The sequence below is a fragment of the Vibrio aquimaris genome (assembly GCF_009363415.1).
GTDB lineage: Bacteria > Pseudomonadota > Gammaproteobacteria > Enterobacterales > Vibrionaceae > Vibrio > Vibrio aquimaris.
In genome coordinates this window covers 112,139-131,923 of record NZ_CP045351.1, presented here as the reverse complement: position 1 = coordinate 131,923, position 19,785 = coordinate 112,139, and the positions used below count along the sequence as shown (strand labels likewise).

The window sequence follows — 19,785 nt, the reverse complement described above, 5'->3', positions numbered from 1 at the left end:
AGAAAAGATAGAAGATATTGCCTTCAAAATGCAATAAATTGCACATCATTAAAGGGAGAACTCATACCAAGATCAAAAAAGGGCCACTGAAGGCCCTTTATAGATTCTATTGATCAATTTACTTGTTATGGCTTTCCTGAAGTTTTTCCATCACTTGATCGAGTGAGAAACTGGCCGCTTTTTGTCTTGGTGGGAATTCAGCAAACGTTTCTAAGAATTTACCCACATACGCTTGCGCCGGCACCAGCATATACGCACGATCTAACATCCAATCGTAATAAGTATTGGACGTAATATCTGCAACTTCATAAGGATCCATTCTCAGGTTGAAGATCTTAGGTAAGCGAAGTGCCACAAAGGGTTCAGCCCAGATGCGCAAAGTGCCCTCTACTCTTTGCTCCATAAAGACGATCTTCCAGTTGTTATAACGAAGTGCTGTAAGATCGCCATCGTCAGAGAAATAGAAGACTTCTTCACGCGGCCCTTTTCTCTCCTCACCGGTCAGATAAGGCAGGAAGTTATAGCCATCAAGGTGAACTTTATAATTTGTTCCACCAACAGACTCGCCTTTGACCAATTTTTCTTTGACATCACTTTGTCCAGCGGCGGCTAAGAAAGTCGGCATCCAATCCATGTGATGCATAATTTCATTAGACACACTGCCCGCCTTGATTTTACCTGGCCAGCGAACCATGGCCGGAACACGGAAGGCTCCTTCCCAGTTAGTGTTCTTTTCGCCGCGAAACGGTGTGATACCCGCATCAGGCCAAGTATTCATGTGAGGACCATTGTCTGTTGAATAAAAAACGATGGTATTGTCTTTGATGCCAAGCTCGTCAACTTTTTTCAGCAATTGACCTACATGATTATCGTGCTCTACCATGGCATCTGCATAGTAGCTGATCCCTGTTTTACCCAGATGCTCTTCTTTAACATGAGTGCGGAAATGCATTCGAGTCGCATTCCACCACACAAAGAAAGGTTTGTTGGCTTTTACCGAGCGATCCATAAAATCGAGCGCCGCATCCAGAGTCTCTTCATCGACCGTTTCCATGCGCTTACGAGTTAATGGACCTGTATCTTCTATCTTTCCGTCCGCATAAGACTTAATCACCCCACGTGGACCAAATTTCTTACGAAATTCTGGATCTTTCGGATAATCGACGTTTTCAGGTTCTTCTTCTGCATTAAGGTGGTAGAGATTACCAAAGAACTCATCGAATCCATGATTGGTGGGAAGGTGCTCGTCTTTATCACCAAGGTGATTTTTACCAAATTGCCCTGTCATGTAGCCCAGAGGTTTCAAAAGTTCAGCAATGGTGACGTCTTCTGCTTGTAAACCTAGATCAGCGCCTGGCAGACCGACTTTACTTAAGCCCGTTCTCAATACGGTTTGACCAGTGATAAAGGTTGCACGGCCAGCGGTACAAGATTGCTCACCATAATAATCGGTGAACATCATGCCCTCTTTAGCAATGCTATCTATGTTGGGTGTTTTGTAGCCCACTAAGCCAAACGTATAAGCACTGACGTTGGTTTGCCCGATATCGTCACCCCAAATAACCAGAATATTGGGTTTGTCTGCGGCGATACTGCTTGTCGTCACGCCAAGTAAAGCCGCGGCAAGAATTGCTAGCCGGCGTTTAACGCCATATTTCACTGTCATATAAACCTCTATTTGTAATAGAAAATGCTTTGCGCACACAAATTTATAGTCGACAAAATAGACCAGTGCCAATCTAGTAGCATATTAATTCTTGAACTCAAACCCAGATCTTATAATTATTATGAATAAGTGAGTTGACGTGATATAAGTCTAGAACCATAAACGCTGATTTTGGACAAAATACATATAATATCCATTAATATACAGTAACTTGTAAATCCCTATAACCAATGGTTATATGCAGTATAAAGCGACGCTTAGCAAGTAGCGTATTATGTTAGTCAGCAACGAAGTGCTAGCACCAAACACTCGTTTTCAACTTACTAACCAATTTGGAGTTTTTATGGCTAACCAAATGAGCAAGCTTGCTATTGGTATCGGCATACTCGCGACCTCAAGCGCAGCAGTGGCCGCAGATAAACCCAATATCCTCGCGATCTTTGGCGATGATGTGGGTTATTGGAATATCAGTGCGTACAACCAAGGCATGATGGGATACGAAACCCCAAACATAGATCGTATTGCCAATGAAGGCGCACTCTTTACTGATCACTACGGACAACAGTCTTGTACCGCGGGGCGCGCTGCCTTCATCACGGGAGAAGAGCCGTTTCGTACCGGATTGCTCACCATTGGTATGCCAGGATCCTCACATGGAATTCCGGATTGGGCACCAACTATCGCCGATCTCTTAAAAGAACAAGGTTATATGACTGCCCAATTTGGTAAAAACCATTTAGGCGACCAAGACCAACACTTGCCTACCAATCACGGGTTTGATGAGTTCTTTGGTAACCTCTACCACCTCAATGCAGAAGAAGAGCCAGAAACTTACTACTATCCTAAAGATCCAGAATTTCGCAAAAACTATGGTCCGCGCGGGGTCATTAAATCCTTTGCTGACGGCAAAATTGAAGACACTGGCCCTATGACGCGAAAGCGTATGGAGCATGCTGACGAAGAGTTCCTAGAAACCTCACTCGCCTTTATGGAGAAAGCGGTCAAGGCAGACAAGCCTTTCTTTATCTGGCATAACACCACACGCATGCATGTTTGGACGCGTTTACAAGAGAAGTATCGAGGTAAGTCTGGAGTTAGCATCTATGCTGATGGCATGCTAGAGCATGATGACCAAGTCGGCATCTTACTCGATAAGCTCGATGAACTCGGCGTTGCTGACAATACCATTGTCATCTATTCAACCGATAACGGGGCAGAAACCGTGACATGGCCAGACGGCGGCGCCACTCCTTTCCATGGAGAAAAAGGCACCACGTGGGAAGGCGGCATGCGAGTCCCTCAGTTGGTTCGCTGGCCAGGTGTTATAAAACCTGGGTCCAAATATAACGATATGATGGCTCACCAAGACTGGTTACCTACCCTACTTTCCGCCGCTGGCGTCCCAGATGTCAAAGAGAAATTGGCCAAAGGATATAAAGCAAACGGCAAGAATTGGCGCGTTCATATTGATGGCTATAACTTCATGCCTTACTTCCAAGGTAAACAAGAAAAAGGCCCACGTGAATCTCTGATGTATTTCTCATCCAATGGTGAGCTTAATGCCGTGCGATGGAATGATTGGAAACTCAACTTTGCCACTATGGAAGGGAATATTTCTGACGCAACACGAGCTACGCCGAACTGGCCTCAGATCATTCACTTGCGCGCCGACCCGTTTGAGAAAGCGCCGAAGGAATCAGGAATGTATCTGAGATGGATGGCAGACAATATGTGGCTATTTGTTCCAATCCAAGATGTAGTTGGCAAATTCACCAACACGCTGCAAGACTACCCGATGCAACAAGGTGAAACCATGAATCCAGCTGATATGAGCTATCGTTCGCTCTCTTTGCAGCAAAAGCTTAAGCAGCTTGATGAACTAAAAAAGCAGTAATCCAAGAATAGGTCCTAAGCGCAGGGACGCGCTACCTTAAGGCTTAACTTAAGTCCAACAATGACGCCGCTTGATCAGCAGGCGTCATCCAACACAGTGTCCATTAATGGTATACAAATTTGCAGGTTAACCATGAAAACAATTAATAAATTCATTGCTGTAGCGCCAATGATACTCATCAGCAGTGCCCATGCTGGCGGGCTCTACCTATACGAAACCTCAACCACAGATATCGGACTGGCCTCTGCTGGAATGGCAGCTAGGGCCCAAGATTCATCGGTTATCGCGGCCAACCCAGCGGGCCTTGCCAATGTAGAAGGACAGTCTTTTTCCGGTAACTTTATCAACCTCTACGGCGATGCTACTCTGGATACCATAGGTGGCGGTGATGCAGGCAATACCATTCAATATGTCCCGTTAGGCTCAGCTTTCTACAGCCAGCAACTCAACGATAAATGGACAATCGGCGCGGGCTTTTACGGTAACTACGGCTTAGGCCTACAATATGAGCATTTATTTTCTCGTTTAGAAGTACCTAGTGCGACCACGCAAGCACTGACATTCCAACCTTCTGCGTCATACCGGATTAACGAGCAATTATCTGTGGGGGCCTCGTTAGGTATTCACTACGGCATTTTTGACTTGAAAGCCTACTCTACGAATTCAAACGCAGTGAACATCGACCAACACGACACCGATGTCCAAGTCAATGGCAAATTAGGTTTATTATACGAATTTAGTTCTGATACTCGAATTGGTTTAGCTTACACCAATGAAACTGAATTTGAGTTTGATACCAGTGACGCACTTGCGCCCCAGCAGGTCATCTTTAGTGCCTTCCACAATATCAACGACAAACTTGCTGTAATGGGTAACCTCAATTGGCAAGATTGGAGTGATTACCAAACAATAATGGGCGCAGACACTCAAGATACCTATCAAGTCGCCCTTGGCACTCAATACAAAGTTAATCAGCGTTTAACGTGGAACGCAGGCTTTGCTTACGATTCCAGCATGTATGCCAACCAATCTCATGGCGATATCACTATTCCTGCTGGTAAAGCTTATCGTATAGGCTCGGGCTTCGACTACCAATTAGATAATACCAATACCCTTTCTATCGCACTCGAAGCAACTTTGATTGATTCTTCAGAATTCCAAGGACCAAATGGCAATACCATCGCACAATTTAATGACCCAGCGCTTTACTTTCTCAGCTTAGGATACAGCTGGAACAGCCATTAACTCGCCCTTTATAAGTTCCTACCATTGAAGTTATTCACCAGTTACTACAGAGCAGCTGGTGAATAATTCGTTGATCTATAACGACAACATAATAATAAACACCACCTTCATCCAAACATTAATACTACATAGTTATGCATAAAAACATCATACTGGGCAATTAAATTCACAAAAAGTGACATTAAATTCACAATGGCCTGACAGAAAGAAATGATCTTTCTCTAAAGTGCCTACCTAATAAAAACATAATAAAAATATCAAAGGCTAGGTTGTAACTTCTAAACTTTCTAAACTTAGGTGAGTAAACAATCGATGACATCCTATTATAAAGTAGGGAGCTTGATCCTTGACGAAAGTTCTCTGTCTATATTTAACGTAGAGACTAAACAGAAGAAAAGAGTGGGTACCCATGATTTTTTTGTACTTTTAGAACTCTGTAAGAATGCCGGAAATATTGTTAACAAAGAGCATCTTCTCGAGAATGCTTGGCCAGGTAAAATTGTTGCTGACAGTTCAATTACCCAAGCCATCAGTAATGTCAGAACATTAATTGGTGACGATGGAAAGAAGCAGCTATGGCTTAAAACTGTATCAAAAGTTGGATATAGACTCGAAGATAGTATAGTCACACAATCTAGTATTGAAGAGTTGGGAAGTGAACTGCCGAACCAGTCCCCTTTAATAGAAGTAGACACAGAGCACGCTGATAGTATTGATCATACAGAGTCAAAAAAATTAAGCGTCAGTCATTTACCCATGGTTAGCAAAGAAAACCTTATTCTCCTCTCCATTTTCCTGCTGATAACTTTGCTATCATGGACTGGTATTAACTACTATAAAGTAACTTGGGAAGACGAGTTCACTAATACTTTACCTCCCGTTGTTTTCAAGGACGACAATTGTGTTATTTATTCTTATATAAGTGATATACCTGAAGATTTTATACGCAGAATTCAAGAATCTTCAGAAGCTCATAACGCGAAGCTGGTTGCATTAATGATAAAAAAGAACAACTTCTCACTGTCATTAGTAAAGCAAGATGGTTCGCTATACAATAAACTTATCTCCTCGCGCTCAACTAAATCTCGACAAAGTCTATTAGATTCTGTTTTGGAGGAGATTAATAATGCGTACTATTAAAATTACTTTATTTACAGCCTTGTATCTCACTCTAGTCGCTGTTTGGGCTGTAGGCGATACATCTAAACATGCACTTTCTGGAGAGTTCGACGTGACTAATGATGACCCATCTTATCATGGCAAAGGAAGCTACGAAGTCTTTCGAGAAGGAAATCATGTCGAATCAAAACTGTTCATAGAAGAACAAAGTGATAAAGGAAAGATATCTGGCGAGGTGCTCAAGACTGGAGAACTTAAGCCAACGACCGATGGACGTTATAGCTTCAGTATTAAGGAATTCAGCGCAAACTTTTCTAACTTTGGAAAAAAGAACTTTCCTATGAGTAGAGTTGCGAGCAGTTCAAAGAAGCGACTTCGAGGTATACATCCTGTTGATGTCATACTAAAAAATGATAAATACGTTGTTATCGCTACTTACCTAAATGGTGGACAAGTGATTGCTCTAGAAAGACATTGAGCTTTCTAGCTAAACTATCCTTTCAATATTTTTGCAATAGCCGAGCGACAGTACTCGGCTCGTTTTCCTGTTAAAATTTCGCAACTTTTAATGCACCCTCCAAAGTTATGCTGCCTCGTTCAAAACACTTTTTATCACCGAGTGAAAATCTTCTACGACGCTAGAAAACTCGCTCACGTTATCTACACAATTTGGGTTCACTAGTGCTTTAATTTCAAAACCATCTTCACATTCACCAATTACTGGTTGAGATGTTTCTACATTTAACATAGGTTTAGATAGTAGTTTCAGTATAGATAGAGAGAAGTGATTCAGATCTGATACTTTTGTGTTAAATCTACTCCATAACCAAAGACGATCGTTTTCTAGTGAAATATGAACATCTTCACAGTCATCAAACTCCATTTTTATCGTTGAATAACTATCAAAACCAAGTAACAATTCCTCACTACAACCGAGTTGCATTAAGGCGTGTCGAACCGATTGTGCTAGATCTTGAGTCGTATTTTGTGAAAATGACAATGGGTCTCTATACATAATATTTTCCTTTTGATTATCAATTTATAGGTTTATTTGACTTATAGGCTGAATGTTGACACTTTCGTTCAGTTCTTGAAATGAAAGTACCGATAGTTCGGGGAGACGCGGTTCTATCAATTTTTTTACGTAGCGCCTTATATCCATCGCTGTGATAACAACAGGCATATGAGGTCTACTATCCAAATCACCAACAGTCGCTACTAAATTTTCCAATAAAGACTCAGACTGTCCAGGATCCATGGCTAAATAGCTTCCTGATGATGTTTGACGGATAGCACTTCGAATAGCCTCTTCTGCATCCTGCGTCAACATATATGCCATAAGCATGTTGCTATCATTGCTGTACTTGTGACTAATAAATCGATTGAGTGAAATTCGCACATACTCAGCTAGTTGAATCGTGCACTTTTCCTTTTGGCTCCATTCGACCACAGCCTCAAGAATTGTTCTTAAGTTCCTAATGGGGACTTGTTCAGACACTAATCGTTGCAATATCTCCGTCAATTTAAACACAGGAAGTTGGCGCTGGACCTCTTTGACCAATTCCTCATAGTCTGACTCAATATGTTCCAATAGTTGTTTAGTTTCCTGAACACCAATAAACTCCTGTGCATGCTTACTAAGCAAAGAATGAAGATCCGCCACAAGAGCATCCAATTCATCTACAACATCCAACCCCATCGCTTCAATAGCTTCACCAGTTTGATTCTTTGCCCAGAACAAGCTTTTACTGAGGAAAGTAGATTTCTCAAATGACATATCTAGCATCTTCAACTGCTGCTCATCAGAAGTAATAAGTGTATCGTTTTGCACTATATACCCTGAAAGTACGGGAACTTCGTGTACAAAAAGCTGATAATGAGCATTAAGTGATTCACTATTCTCTTTTGTAGGCTGGCTGTAGAGGTGGATAGTTGGAAAAGGAACACCAAGCTCTGTCGTTAGCTTCTGACGAAGCTCTGTCAACGCGGGAACCAACCTTTCAATGGTAATACCTTTTTCAGGTAGTTCTTTAATAGAAAGCGATAATGGCTGCGTTAGGGAGAAGCCTTCTTGTTTGGTCGTCCCAGGCCCCTCCCCTTCAGTGACAGCCTCCTCTATGTCATCGTTAGAAGAGGTATTTTTCGCAGATCGACTCAACCAATATGAGGCAAAAAACAACAATGCAGACAATCCAAGGAACGTAATAGTAGGGAAGCCTGGTAGCAAGGCAAACAGCAGTAGAATAACACCACCAATTAACAATGCATTTGGCTGCTTCTTGATTTGAGTACTTATATCCTTACCTAAATCTGCGCTTTTCTCTGATGAGACCCTAGTCACTATCATCCCAGAAGTAATAGCAATAAAGAGTGCTGGAATCTGAGAAATCAAGCCATCACCAATGGTCAGTAATGCATATATAGACAGCGCATCACCAGCAGATAAACCATGTTGTGACATTCCAATCGCAATTCCTCCTAGAAGGTTTACTACGATGATAATTAGCCCAGCTATCGCGTCCCCTTTGACGAATTTCATCGCCCCATCCATGGCTCCGTATAGCTGTGATTCCTTTTCTATCTTGTTTCGACGCTCTTGGGCCTCCTCCATATCTATAGTTCCAGCACGCATATCGCCATCGATACTCATTTGCTTACCTGGCATCGCATCTAAACTGAAACGCGCCGAGACTTCAGCCACACGTTCAGCACCTTTTGTGATAACCAAGAACTGAACTATGGTTATAATAAGAAAAATGACCGCACCAACGACCAGATTCCCGCCAACAACAAACTCACCAAAAGTGTATACAATTTGACCAGCATCAGCTTGAAGTAGTATTAGTCTGGTTGTAGTGATAGAAAGAGAAAGTCGAAACAAGGTTGTTAACAAAAGAAGTGATGGAAATACTGTAAATTCCAAAGGCGTGTGAATATAAATAGCCATCATCAATAATATAACGGCTATGGTTAGGTTAGTCGCAATAAGAACATCAACCAAACCCGTAGGCATTGGTAAGATCATCATAAACACGACTGCGATTAATAGCATTGCTAAGAAAAGGTCGTTCCGACCGGAAAGTTTTTCTAATATATTCTTCACTTACAACGTCCTTTTACGTATTTAAAGGATACTTGGGGTTTTATCCAGACTGGATAAATATATTTTCTTAGCAAGAGCGCTATGACCAAGTGCGAAAATTGCTCTGGCTTCTAACCGCCTAACGTTTGTCATTTTGCGTATTGAAATCGGTAGTCTAGTCAGCGTTTCCAAAGCCTCTGTGTACTGCTCAAGTCTTATCATGAGCTCAACAAGCACAACACGTGCCGCTATATCACCTCGCTCTTCTAACCAAACGGCAGCCCATTTAGCTCGAAGCCACTGCTGTTGTTCCAAAAACAAGACTAATACTCGACGAACGGTACTAATATTTTCATTATTCTTTTCTATGAGCACTAGGCACCTACCAAAGAAGACATCATTAATCTCAAACCACGCGATAACAACCAGAGTTTTTCCGCTTCTTTTAAGAGATGCTGACTAGCCTCATCTTCCTCAAGCTGCAAGAATTTCCCTAATTTCTGCAATTCATATTCACCGATTGTTCTTTCAGAGAGCTCAGCTTGGGCGCGATACCATGAGCCTAGGTCCTCTGAATCAAGCGTGTTAGTTATCCCTTCTTCTGAAAACCCCGGAACACCTTTATGTGAGACAACACTCGGATATTTATCTCTATCTTTTCTTTCCTCTATTACCGTTACAGCACTATTGTCCGAGTCATTAGACGTAGAGCTTGAAGGCGGGATCGGATAGAGCACATTTTCTGTTAATCTTTGCGATGCAGGCTTTAACATACTAACCACTCACTTTCGCTAGTCTGAGTTTGTCTAATATCTGAATGAATTTCTGATAAAGTTGTTCTTGCCTCACCTCTGCACGATTAAATTTAGACAAAAGGTGTACTCGACCACTTTTATCAACTGCGCATTGCAAGTGGCTTACCGGTTCTAGAAGTAAACTCTGCACTGCTTTTGGTGTAAGCCAAGATGCAGAAAGACACGCTCCAAGTGATAGACAAACATTGTTCCAACTCAAGTCGACATGAATTTCGTCATTTGGCAAACCAAGTTCTTGCGGAATAATCGTAAAACTTAGACAACCTTCTGTATCATTAAGACTTAACAGCAGTTCCTCTTGGCAGTGATAATTAAGTAAATTAAAAAAACCGGAAATAGCATCATATTCACTACTGTGCATCCAGCCATTCCTCCTCTTTATTAATCGCCTGATCTACGCAGTCTTGTAAGCTCGTCGTTACCCTTACACGATGCTCAAGTGTGGGATACATTCCCTCCGGTAATGCCATTGCAATTCTTCTCATCTGCTGAGCTGCAACAACCTTTGCATTGGGCAAAGTTATCCCCATATCTTTCATGCTATTGTCAAACCGACTCTGACCCACATGTTGGCTATCAGCAAATGTCAGGAGATGGTCCATTAAAGCCGAGCTATTAATTGGAACAAAGCAGAGCTTCTCAATGAGTTTGGCAACATTTTCAACCAGTTTAAAAACCGTTGTAAGCTGCTTCAACTGACCGAGGTTTGACATGACTTGACCAAGCACAGACTTATCATCACTTGGTTTTAGTGAATGATAATCAGCAGATAGTGCTGTTTGATGAATTTCTATTGCTTTCTCTATCGAACCATACTCTTTCGCCATGACCTGTAAGTCTTGCCATGCCTTACTATGCGTTTGATACTCAGTAAGAGTTCGGTATTCTGATCTTGCTTGCGCGATGTCTTCTATCGGAAGTTGCTCTGCAAAAGCAGCGCTAGTGTTAAGCGTAATTGAGATCGATTTTTGATGCTGCTGAAAAAATGTATCTAGTGCCTCATTGAAATGTCTTTTATCGTTTGGATCACTAGATTCAGCTAATACTTTGCCAGCAAGGTATTGAAGTCCTTCTTCATCACTGAAACTTTCCAAACATAATAAGAACTCATCTGCAGTTTTGGATTTACCAAGATTAGCTGATACAAAAGAGAGCAATTTTTTTTGCTTTTCTAGATCTGGAACCTGCTGAAGATATTCTTGGATTTCTTCGATGAATTTCAGTTGGTCTCTGTCTGACCTTTGATTCGCTTTAGTCTCATCTTTACTGCGATTTCGTCGCTCAGAGATTGCGGACCCCAATTCTTCTAGAGAACTGGCCAAGGAACTTTGAGGAGATGCCTTTACTTTGGAAAGAACACCATTTTCTGGTATCCCTTGAGCCATTACCCCTGAATTCAACGCCGTATTCATTACGTTACCTGACATGCCTACATATCCTCTTCTGCTAGGAACGATCCCTTAAGACAACATGATAAAAAGCAACAAATTGGTGCTCATCACCCGAGGTACGATAACAATTCAGCACAGTGAAAAACTCAAAAAAAGGCAAAAAATTTCCATTTTATCCAAAATCAGGTAGGTGTTACCCTAACTCCTAGCATTACTGCCATTGTTTAGAACCAACATTTTTTATTTATGTGCAACAAAACCAATCACGTTATGCGAACCCAAAGTCACTTTCTGTCCGTATGACTTCTTATTTAGATGGGGTCAATATCGATGGAATGGCTTTTAAAACAAACTTAACGATTCAGTATTGGGGGATATGGCTGAGCGAAAAATGAAGTGTCACATAAAAAGTGCTGAAAAAGGCCAAACACAGTCCTCTTATCAGCACGATTTATCAACTTTTTAGAAAAAGTAACTTATCTCTACAAACCCGCAGCACGGGCTAAAACGATGCCAAATTGCCAAACCCCAGGTTGGGTCGTCGTTGAACTCCCTCCAAGCCTTGCGTCCCTAACAGAAGCTAAATCATCTCCCGTACGCCGGTAAAGTGTATCAGAAAGCCTAGGCTCATGGCTTCTAGGCTGGCCAACAGAGGCAGGATTTGTCCTTCTAGAATCAAACACATCCCTGACAGTTGTCCTTTGTATTGGCCTATAACGAGGGCCGGTCCGACCCGCATGAGAAGCTTCTTGACCACCATTTCCCCCCCAATCTTCTAGCCGCCTTGTGTTGCCTCTAAACCCTTGCCCTTCCATATTTTGCCTTCTAGGTTGCACACTCGAAGAATGATCCGATGAGCCTCCCTGACGTATTGGTTGGGAGTTTCCAGCTTGCAAGCCATGCCCTTCACCATTTCCCTGAACCCGTCCAGAGAACGAGGCTTCTCTGAAATCAGTTCCCTGATTACCCTGAGCTTGATTAGGTACTCTCACTTGGGCTGCATTGGTTTCATTGAACCAAGAAGGTCTAGAAAGCACAGACGCGTCCTCCACATAGTCAAATGCCCCTCTTGCCTTGCTGTCACTAAATTCTGATGTACCAGTACCCGTCTTAACTTTAGCAAATTTAACTAGAGTTCTTGGCCTATCTTGGAGAGCAGTTTGGTATGTCCGAAACCATTCGTCTGATGTCATCACCTTCGGGCCGTCGGGAAGAAACCTAATCTGATCTCTGGTAACATCAATGGCCATTTCCACACCATCTCTGGTAGCAAATACTACATAGTGATTAGTTCCTATTCCTTGCGCATTCGGCCATATGCCAAGTTCCCCAATATGGACATTGCTATAGTTGGGGTCTTTTGCAAAAAGGTTGCGATAGTGAACAGCCGCTGCTTCACATTTCCCCCTAGGATTAACAGATAATTCACTGAATTTGGGATCATTAGCTACTTTTACTCTTGTACTCTCAACAGTACTCGCAACGACTTCATTACTCTGCTTGCTAGCTTGAGGAAGCTTGGTTGCTGGTTCAAGAACAACATCTTGCTGTCTAAGTGGCCCACTACCAACTTGCCTAGGTGGGGTTATATCATCCAAACCACCCGCACGGCCTCCATTAGGCCTAAAAGATCCACTTGTTGTGGGGGCGTCATCTAAGTTGTTAGCAAACGCACGATAAGCTTTAGCTCCTTTCCCAAGAATACCTTTTAACGCCTGACCAGCAACCTGACCACCAACCTCAGCTCCTACACCAATTAAGCCTTCAATAATGTAGCCTTCTTTTTCCTCTGGAGAATCTGCTATGGCCGCTTGCGCAAAAGCTGGGCCAGATCCCATAACAATGCCTAATGGAACGGCAATAGCTGGGTTGGCTAGTGCTAGGGGGACACTGGCTAGTATTAACAAGGGTTTAATCATTTCTAAAGCCACCAAACCCCTTCTTTCGCCATCACTAGTCGCCTCCCGATCTGCGATATCGACTAGCCTATCTTGCATGACACTTAGCATGTTTTCCGCAACATGAGAAGGATTCACTTCTGTTAACTCTATACCATGCCTAAGAGAGTTTGGGTTTGGAAGATGGGCCTGGAGCCATTCTTCCAACTCATCATTGCTTAGCGCAGCTCTACAGGACTCCATCGATTCAAAATGAAGCTGCTCTCCTGTAAAATGGGATACTAATACAACAGGCGTTTTCTCCCCCTCAGTTTGAGATTTAAGTTCAACCAGCATTAAACCATTTGCTTTTTCACCGCCATATATTACCTCCAGTGGCCCCATCGAGAATGAGCCAAGGTCATTAGATACAGTAGGTGTTACTAACTCATACACTTTGTCTTGTGAATGATCAAAACCCAAATCCCACAGAATATTACCTACATGACCATTAAGATTGGATATCAAGCTGTCTGGGTTACCTTTGGCAGCATCACTGGTATCAAAGACTTGTTTAAGCTCGTTAATATAATCATTTTGCATATCTACTGCTACTAGATCATCGATTACATTCTGGTCACCTTTTCTTGTATCAACAAATCTATACTCTTCACCGGTAACCGTAACACCAAATTTGTTCTGCATTGCTAGCTTCTTCTCTAGCTCTCCCAGCAGTAACTCCCTAACTGTCCCTGTGTCAGCAAATGTTCCTCCACTAGGAGCCACGGTATTTGTACTTGAACTGAGACGACAGGAATAACGCACCTTATCATCCAGTGTCAGGTTTGTTCCATGCTTTTGGTTTATGTCATCTAATACTTGCTGTAGATATACATCTAGATTTTTAACCTTAGAATCAAACGCAAGGAATCTATAATCTATAGGATCTTTATTTAATTTTTCAGCCGTTCTAGCAATATCTCCTCTCATTTCCTCTAAATATACCTTTTCGGCGTCACTAACCTCCCTTGGAAAAATTAAATAAAAGTCGCTGTAGTCATCTTGGGATGTTAAATATTCAAGAAGAGTGATCGGAGTGGGATCTACATTATACTTTGGAGAAGATACAAATATGGTCATGGATGCAAGATCAGAAGTTGGTATCGGCCTCCCGTCTACTATAAAAAAGCCGTTTGACTTGGCCTTTTCAAGGCAAGCAAAAGCGTGTTGAAATTCCCCTTCCTGTTTGATTTCCCTTTCAGAGCTGACCCCTTGTTCAGAAAAACGAGGTCGAAATTTATCAATATATTCACGCTCTCTTTGGTCAACTAACAACAGCTTCGCATTCACCCTTTGTATCAACGTTTCTTTGGGGACTCCATTAATAATGGTTTCTTCAGACTGTTCAAGAGCCCTTATTTCGTTGTTATAGTTTTCCCTGAGATTTACAAAGACATCCCTATAATTAACTATACTCAAGTTGCTTCTTTTATCCTGGAAAAATGCGCTAATATCCCCGTCAACTTCTTCTGTTAACTGAACTGACAGCCTTTCTATGGTCCTAAGTTTGGTCATTAGATCATCGGCGGTATCAATAAGGCTTTGCAAGCCTGCGTAACCTTCACCGTGGTCTGGCAATTCTGGCCTTTTTCCAGTAATGGCCCAGTAATCATCAGATAAATCTAAAACGATACCTTCCAGCCTATCCCGAGCTTCCACATATCTGGGATCATCAGGGTTACGACTAAACTGGCTTTCAGTGATACCAGAATACTCTTCAACCTCTCGTCCTAATTCTTGATAACGTTCAGTTAAGGTTGTTAACCTTTCTGAGGCGTCGTCGACAGCGCCACTTTCTGGGGCTACTGCATTATCGTTTTCAACCCCAAAAAGATGGCGGACTTCAGGCAAGTTTGACATATAAGCTTCATTAAGTAATTTCTCTTCTGCTTGTTCTAATAACTGCTTTTGCGCTAGTAAAGTTTGAACTTGCTCTAGCGTTTTTATCTCTCCATTGGCAAGTTTTTCTTTCACTGACGCTAATTTTGATAAAACAAATGTATAAACTTTAACACGATCACCTGAAGTGTATGCATCTTCTAACCCTGCCATGGTTTCTCTTTTAAAATCATCAAGAGCAAGCACTTGAGTACCGTAGACATAGACTTGTTCGGACTGCACACCCCGACCACTGTCAATATCACTTTCTACGCTCGCCAAATATTGTTCTGCCATATTTTTTTCAAACGAACCTGCCTTGGCTTCAGCTAACCACAGTTTTGCAAAGGCTAGCCTTTCAATGTTTGGGGCTTCACTTTGAAATCGGGCCATTTGGTTATTGACCACATTAAGCTGGGCATTAAGTCTCTTTAACTTGCGCTTTAATTTCCCCTCCTTAACAAATCTCCAGTTAGGGTTGTCCTCTTTTCTCCTTTCCGTCTCTTCGATCTGTTTTTCAAGGGTCTTCCAACTCCTAAACAAGCTAACTTCCGTTCTCAGGTTTGAGTTGTCTGGGTGCTGGAAGTGAAGCCTTCCTTCAGCCGAATTATCACCTTCGGTGTACTCCAAGCGCTCTTCTATGCCGAGTTCATCCCTTAGCTGATTTACAGTAAAGATCGGCGCCCCTTCTTTCAGGTACTTTTTCTTTACTTCCGGGTCACTGAAATCGACTTCTTGGCCATCCGGGGTTTTATATGTTGCACCTACTGCCATAGTCTCTAAGAGCCTTTTCTCTTCCGCAGTAAACGGCTGTGTATCATCATCTCTACGCAAATTGTCTTTATCTAGGCGATGTATCAATTCATGAGCAAGTGTCAGCATAGGCTGATCGCCTCCTGCGCTCTCTGAATCGTGCGACAGTGTATTTAAAGGATCAAAGTAGATGATGTTGTTATCTAGGTCTATGCTGGCAGGGTGAACACTGATCCCATCGTGTTCCACTTCTTTTGGGAAATGTATGGAAAATGGTTTTCCTTCCAATGCCTGCTGGAGCTTCTCACCCATTTCTGTGTCAGCCTCCAACTCATCAAGCACACTTGAAACATGGTGGTAGTATTCTTCCGTGCCCTCGATGGTAATGCTAAGACCTTCTGCACCTTCATATTGCCAAGTCTTTACCTCTCCGGGATATCTTTCTAGTTTGGCAACCTCGTCATCGGCATCAATCGCAGTAACACCACGTTCTTGAGTCCCATTCAGATTGCCTGCCAATCGTGCTTTGATGGCATCTGAAATCTCCTCAGACACCAACCCTGGAGCACCAGAAACCAAGCGCCCCGCCATACTAGCGTATGAATCGATCTTTAATTGCTTACTTTTATCTCCATTCACATGCCTTCCATGAATAGAATCCAGCGAGCTTTCTTGCTCTTTGACCTTAGCGTTATAGGCCATACCACCTACGGCAAGCGACCCTCCTAGCCCCACCTTAGCTACCGTCGGTAAAGGGGAGGTAATAATTTGAAAGCCCAGTTGTTTGAGTTTCTTCTCTAACATGACATTAATGGCTTTATAGGGCTTGTCCTGCTCTGGTCTATTTAACGAACTCGTTTTATGGACACTATAAGGCACTTTGATGGCAGCAATTGGAACTCGATAAAGCGGGCTGAAGATATTAAAAGTGCAGGCGGTGGGCAAATCCGTTACCGCTTCAATTATCAGCTCTGGCGCACCGCGGCTTAAACGCTTTTGACCCCAACTGACCATAAAATCAATCAGCCCTTTCTCCATCTCCGCAGACTCCTGCGGACTCATAGGGTGAACTAACTCTCCACGTCTCGCATTGTCCAACTCTTGCACAACCCGACTGGCCATCAAAAAACCTTTAGGGTCTCCGCGTGACAAAATGGACTCATCCAGTATGCCTTGTTCTTCAAGCAAGGTGTGAACTTTGTCTTCCTCAGGTAAAGGGTCTTCGGGGGAGAGCTTCAACTCGCTTTGAATCTGCTCTGCCCAGTGTCTCGCGAGAAAAGCGCCCACTGATTTATTATCCAGTGTTGGCCTACCTTTGATAGTGGCTGATTGATTAGCAAGTGACGCTGTCATTTTTTGTGTCCTAGCAGAGGATAAACTTGACAAGTGATCCGCATCTGAAAAAGACCTTTTTTCCGCCGCTTGAACTGACTTCTGCAAGTCAATCATTGACTTAACCAACTCTTCAGCAACCGTTTTAAAGCTCGTCTTGTAAGCGTCATCCAGCTGCTTTTTAATTCTTTCATGGTGTTTTTCTTCAACACCCTCTTGCTTTAGTAACGAATGGATCGCAGTAGAAACTTGGGTCCATAGCTTATCCTGCATAATTTGAGTTAACTCAGCTTGACGGCTTTCAAGGTTATCTCGGTTAAATGCACTCGGCAGGTCATTTGGAAGCTGGCGGGTGATCGCGTCACGAGCGCTTTGGGTACGTTTATCAAGAAGTTGACTGAGCGCTGCTAACTTAAGTGCTTTAGGGGACTCCTGCTTTATCAAATCATCCGCTTGTTTATTTGTCTCACTGCCGTGACGTGATGTGTGCGCTTCATGGTATTTTAGCTCCCCTTCAATCCCTTTCAGTTCTTTCACCAACGTATGTAAAGACTGGCTGGGCTCTTGCAACTTTATTGCAGGCCTTTGCAGGGACTCCAGCACTGTCCTTACCGCAGAATCGAGAACCTTCTCTTGAAGGGTTTGACGGTTTTTTTGGGATGCACCAATCATTGAAGTCAGTTTCGCTTGGGCAGCATTCAGAGTCGCAGGGAATTTTTGTTCTAACTGGCTAATTCCTTTAGACGCATCCTCTTTGGTACTTACCCAAGTATCCTTCACCTTTGAAGCCACAGAGCGCTCACTTTCCTTTGGTAACTGATTTTTTATCTGTACAAGAGAGCCAAGTATTTCGCTGTAAAATTCTTTAGAATTGGGGGCTTTTATGTGCGCTAATACCTCAATCTGTCTGGAGACTGCTTTCTGCGTTTGGTCCAATTTCCACTGATTGGCACTCTTGAGGGTAGACACCTTATTATCAAGCTCTGTTTGCCATGTCTGTCCTCCTGGAGTCTCTTTTTCACCAGAGCTGAACTCTGGTATATTCCGACGTATTTGTGCTTCAGCCTTACGGGTTAAGGCAGCATCATCTGGATATTCAGCAAAGCTATTCAGCTGCTCAGCCACACTGCACAAGGTGCTTAAAGTTCCTGCCAGATAGCCCTTTAGCTGACTATTTATGAATGCCTTGCTTTCATCAACCTTACCATCCCATACAATAGATTGTGATATTCTTGACTTCAGTAGCTTTTCTGCGGCGGTAGCAAGCAGTTTCGTACTTGGCTGCTCGCTCGCATTCTCTTTCAGTTTTTCAACTTCATGTTGCAACCTTAATTCCATAAGATGAAAGCGCTGCTTATGGGACACAGGCTGCCTATTAGACAAGTGGGGCAAGGCGTCTTTAAATACTTGAGACGCTTGCTTAAAAAATGATTCCGCACCCTCGTGAAAAAAATGTTGGCGCTGTGAATGTCGCTGCTTGGTCTTAGTGATTTCATGCTCTGCGCTGTTCAAAGCCTCTGCACACTCCTGAGCGAGCTTGTCTTGGGTTGCCGCAACTCTTTCCTCTCTAAGTCTTTTGTATGCCGCACTTTGAGGATCGTCTTCTACCTCATCCATTCCTTGGTCCACTATCTGCTTGATGACTTCGGTGCTAGGATGCTCGGTGATGCTCATGAGTGCACGACTAACTCCCAATAACCCTTGTAAGGTCGCGTCCAATCGTCTAGTCAAAGACTGGGCTTTTTGTCTACTGCCGACTTCCCCTTCCTTCGTTTGGGTTGAAACCCCCACAGCCCTTTTCAGGACCTTCGATACGGCTCCGTCTTTTTTCTTAGGGATATCAGCCTGAATCCATTCTTTAAAATTACCGTTGTTATTGTGCGTTGCTATCGTTTCTGACAATGTTTCGAGTTTACTCACAAGCGCATAAAATTTCGGGGACTCATGAGTACTAAGAGCATTATTACCCTTTAATTCTTTAAGCTTTTCTACCATGCCAACAAGCGTGTCTACCTGACTCTTATCAATGCTAGGGGTTTGAACATTAAAGCGTTTCGCTCGATATTCTTTCCCGACTTCACTTTGATTAGTGGCGGTGGTCTCCGGCTTCGTTTTACTCATTGCCCTCTTTCCAGCGGCAGCAAGATCTTCAGGAGTGGTAGCTATTGCCTCTGCATTAGTTGATTTCAGCGTTGCGTTACTGTCATTAGATGCCCGAGTCAATGAACCTGCACCAAAAGTTTGCTCGGGAGCATCTTGAGTGACAGCACTGTTCATCACTGATGAAAGTTGAGAATTATTATCTACACTAGGCATGGTTCGCTACCTTTTATCATTTAATGCGAGAGGTTTATCTCGGCTATAGATAACACCCGCAAGCATAAAAATAATGATAAAAAAGACAAAAACAGTAATAAAAAAATCAAACAAACCAACAAAAAAAATTATCTGTTGGCGCCTATACAGCCCATGTTAGCCAACGACTTTAGGTCGTCGAGCGGCTCTACTTGATTGGGTTTGCAGCTGTTGATGATGTCGAGGGCTTGGGAAGCGTGCATAAAAAAATCCGATAAACAGGGCCTATCGGATTTTTACACACTGGTAAGATCAACCAATTGATGTGCTGATTAATGCCTTAACAGCTCGACCACTAGAGCAGTGTCGCTACGTTTC

The 19,785-nt window shown here is 42.9% G+C and carries 12 protein-coding genes; 4 read left to right on the top strand and 8 right to left on the bottom strand.

Annotation, left to right across the window (positions count from 1 at the left end; translation table 11 throughout):
• Positions 1 to 118 precede the first annotated feature (118 nt).
• Positions 119 to 1,666 carry an arylsulfatase gene (locus FIV01_RS15150; RefSeq protein WP_152431843.1) on the bottom strand — a complete coding sequence of 516 codons (1,548 nt, stop codon included), beginning with the start codon at positions 1,664 to 1,666 and terminating at the stop codon, positions 119 to 121.
• Between the two features lie 343 nt (positions 1,667 to 2,009).
• Here FIV01_RS15150 and FIV01_RS15145 point away from each other — a divergent pair, with 343 nt between their 5' ends.
• The 4 genes from FIV01_RS15145 to FIV01_RS15130 all read left to right on the top strand — a co-directional run bounded on the left by FIV01_RS15145 (position 2,010) and on the right by FIV01_RS15130 (position 6,402).
• Entirely contained in the window at positions 2,010 to 3,560 is a 1,551-nt protein-coding gene (locus FIV01_RS15145) for an arylsulfatase (RefSeq protein WP_152432748.1), read from the top strand.
• Between the two features lie 132 nt (positions 3,561 to 3,692).
• Positions 3,693 to 4,805, top strand: a complete 1,113-nt coding sequence (locus FIV01_RS15140) for an OmpP1/FadL family transporter (protein ID WP_152431842.1) — start codon at positions 3,693 to 3,695, stop codon at positions 4,803 to 4,805.
• 312 nt (positions 4,806 to 5,117) lie between these two features.
• Positions 5,118 to 5,945: a winged helix-turn-helix domain-containing protein gene (locus tag FIV01_RS15135; protein WP_152431841.1), complete on the top strand. Its 828-nt coding sequence runs from the start codon at positions 5,118 to 5,120 to the stop codon at positions 5,943 to 5,945.
• Positions 5,932 to 6,402, top strand: coding sequence for a hypothetical protein (locus tag FIV01_RS15130; RefSeq protein ID WP_152431840.1), 471 nt, complete (start codon positions 5,932 to 5,934; stop codon positions 6,400 to 6,402). The genes FIV01_RS15135 and FIV01_RS15130 overlap by 14 nt, the downstream gene beginning before the upstream one ends.
• 105 nt (positions 6,403 to 6,507) lie before the next feature.
• Here the strand turns inward: FIV01_RS15130 and FIV01_RS15125 are convergent, their stop codons facing one another.
• From FIV01_RS15125 to FIV01_RS15095, 7 genes are all read right to left on the bottom strand, one after another.
• Positions 6,508 to 6,939: an InvB/SpaK family type III secretion system chaperone gene (locus FIV01_RS15125; RefSeq protein WP_152431839.1), complete on the bottom strand. Its 432-nt coding sequence runs from the start codon at positions 6,937 to 6,939 to the stop codon at positions 6,508 to 6,510.
• A gap of 24 nt (positions 6,940 to 6,963) precedes the next feature.
• Positions 6,964 to 8,976 (bottom strand): type III secretion system export apparatus subunit SctV, encoded by a 2,013-nt coding sequence (sctV, locus tag FIV01_RS15120; protein WP_246210550.1) that lies wholly within the window; start codon positions 8,974 to 8,976, stop codon positions 6,964 to 6,966.
• Positions 8,977 to 9,048: 72 nt separating this feature from the next.
• Positions 9,049 to 9,381 carry a hypothetical protein gene (locus FIV01_RS15115; protein WP_152431837.1) on the bottom strand — a complete coding sequence of 111 codons (333 nt, stop codon included), beginning with the start codon at positions 9,379 to 9,381 and terminating at the stop codon, positions 9,049 to 9,051.
• Complete coding sequence (locus FIV01_RS15110; RefSeq protein ID WP_152431836.1) at positions 9,381 to 9,779, bottom strand: hypothetical protein; 399 nt, start codon at positions 9,777 to 9,779, stop codon at positions 9,381 to 9,383. The genes FIV01_RS15115 and FIV01_RS15110 overlap by 1 nt, the downstream gene beginning before the upstream one ends.
• A gap of 1 nt (position 9,780) precedes the next feature.
• The gene (locus tag FIV01_RS15105) at positions 9,781 to 10,182 is read right to left on the bottom strand and encodes a hypothetical protein (RefSeq protein ID WP_152431835.1); all 402 of its coding nucleotides are present in this window, start codon (positions 10,180 to 10,182) and stop codon (positions 9,781 to 9,783) included.
• Positions 10,172 to 11,248, bottom strand: coding sequence for a TyeA family type III secretion system gatekeeper subunit (locus FIV01_RS15100; protein ID WP_152431834.1), 1,077 nt, complete (start codon positions 11,246 to 11,248; stop codon positions 10,172 to 10,174). The genes FIV01_RS15105 and FIV01_RS15100 overlap by 11 nt, the downstream gene beginning before the upstream one ends.
• Before the next feature lie 446 nt (positions 11,249 to 11,694).
• Positions 11,695 to 19,428, bottom strand: a complete 7,734-nt coding sequence (locus FIV01_RS15095; protein ID WP_152431833.1) for a M91 family zinc metallopeptidase — start codon at positions 19,426 to 19,428, stop codon at positions 11,695 to 11,697.
• Positions 19,429 to 19,785: the final 357 nt, after the last annotated feature.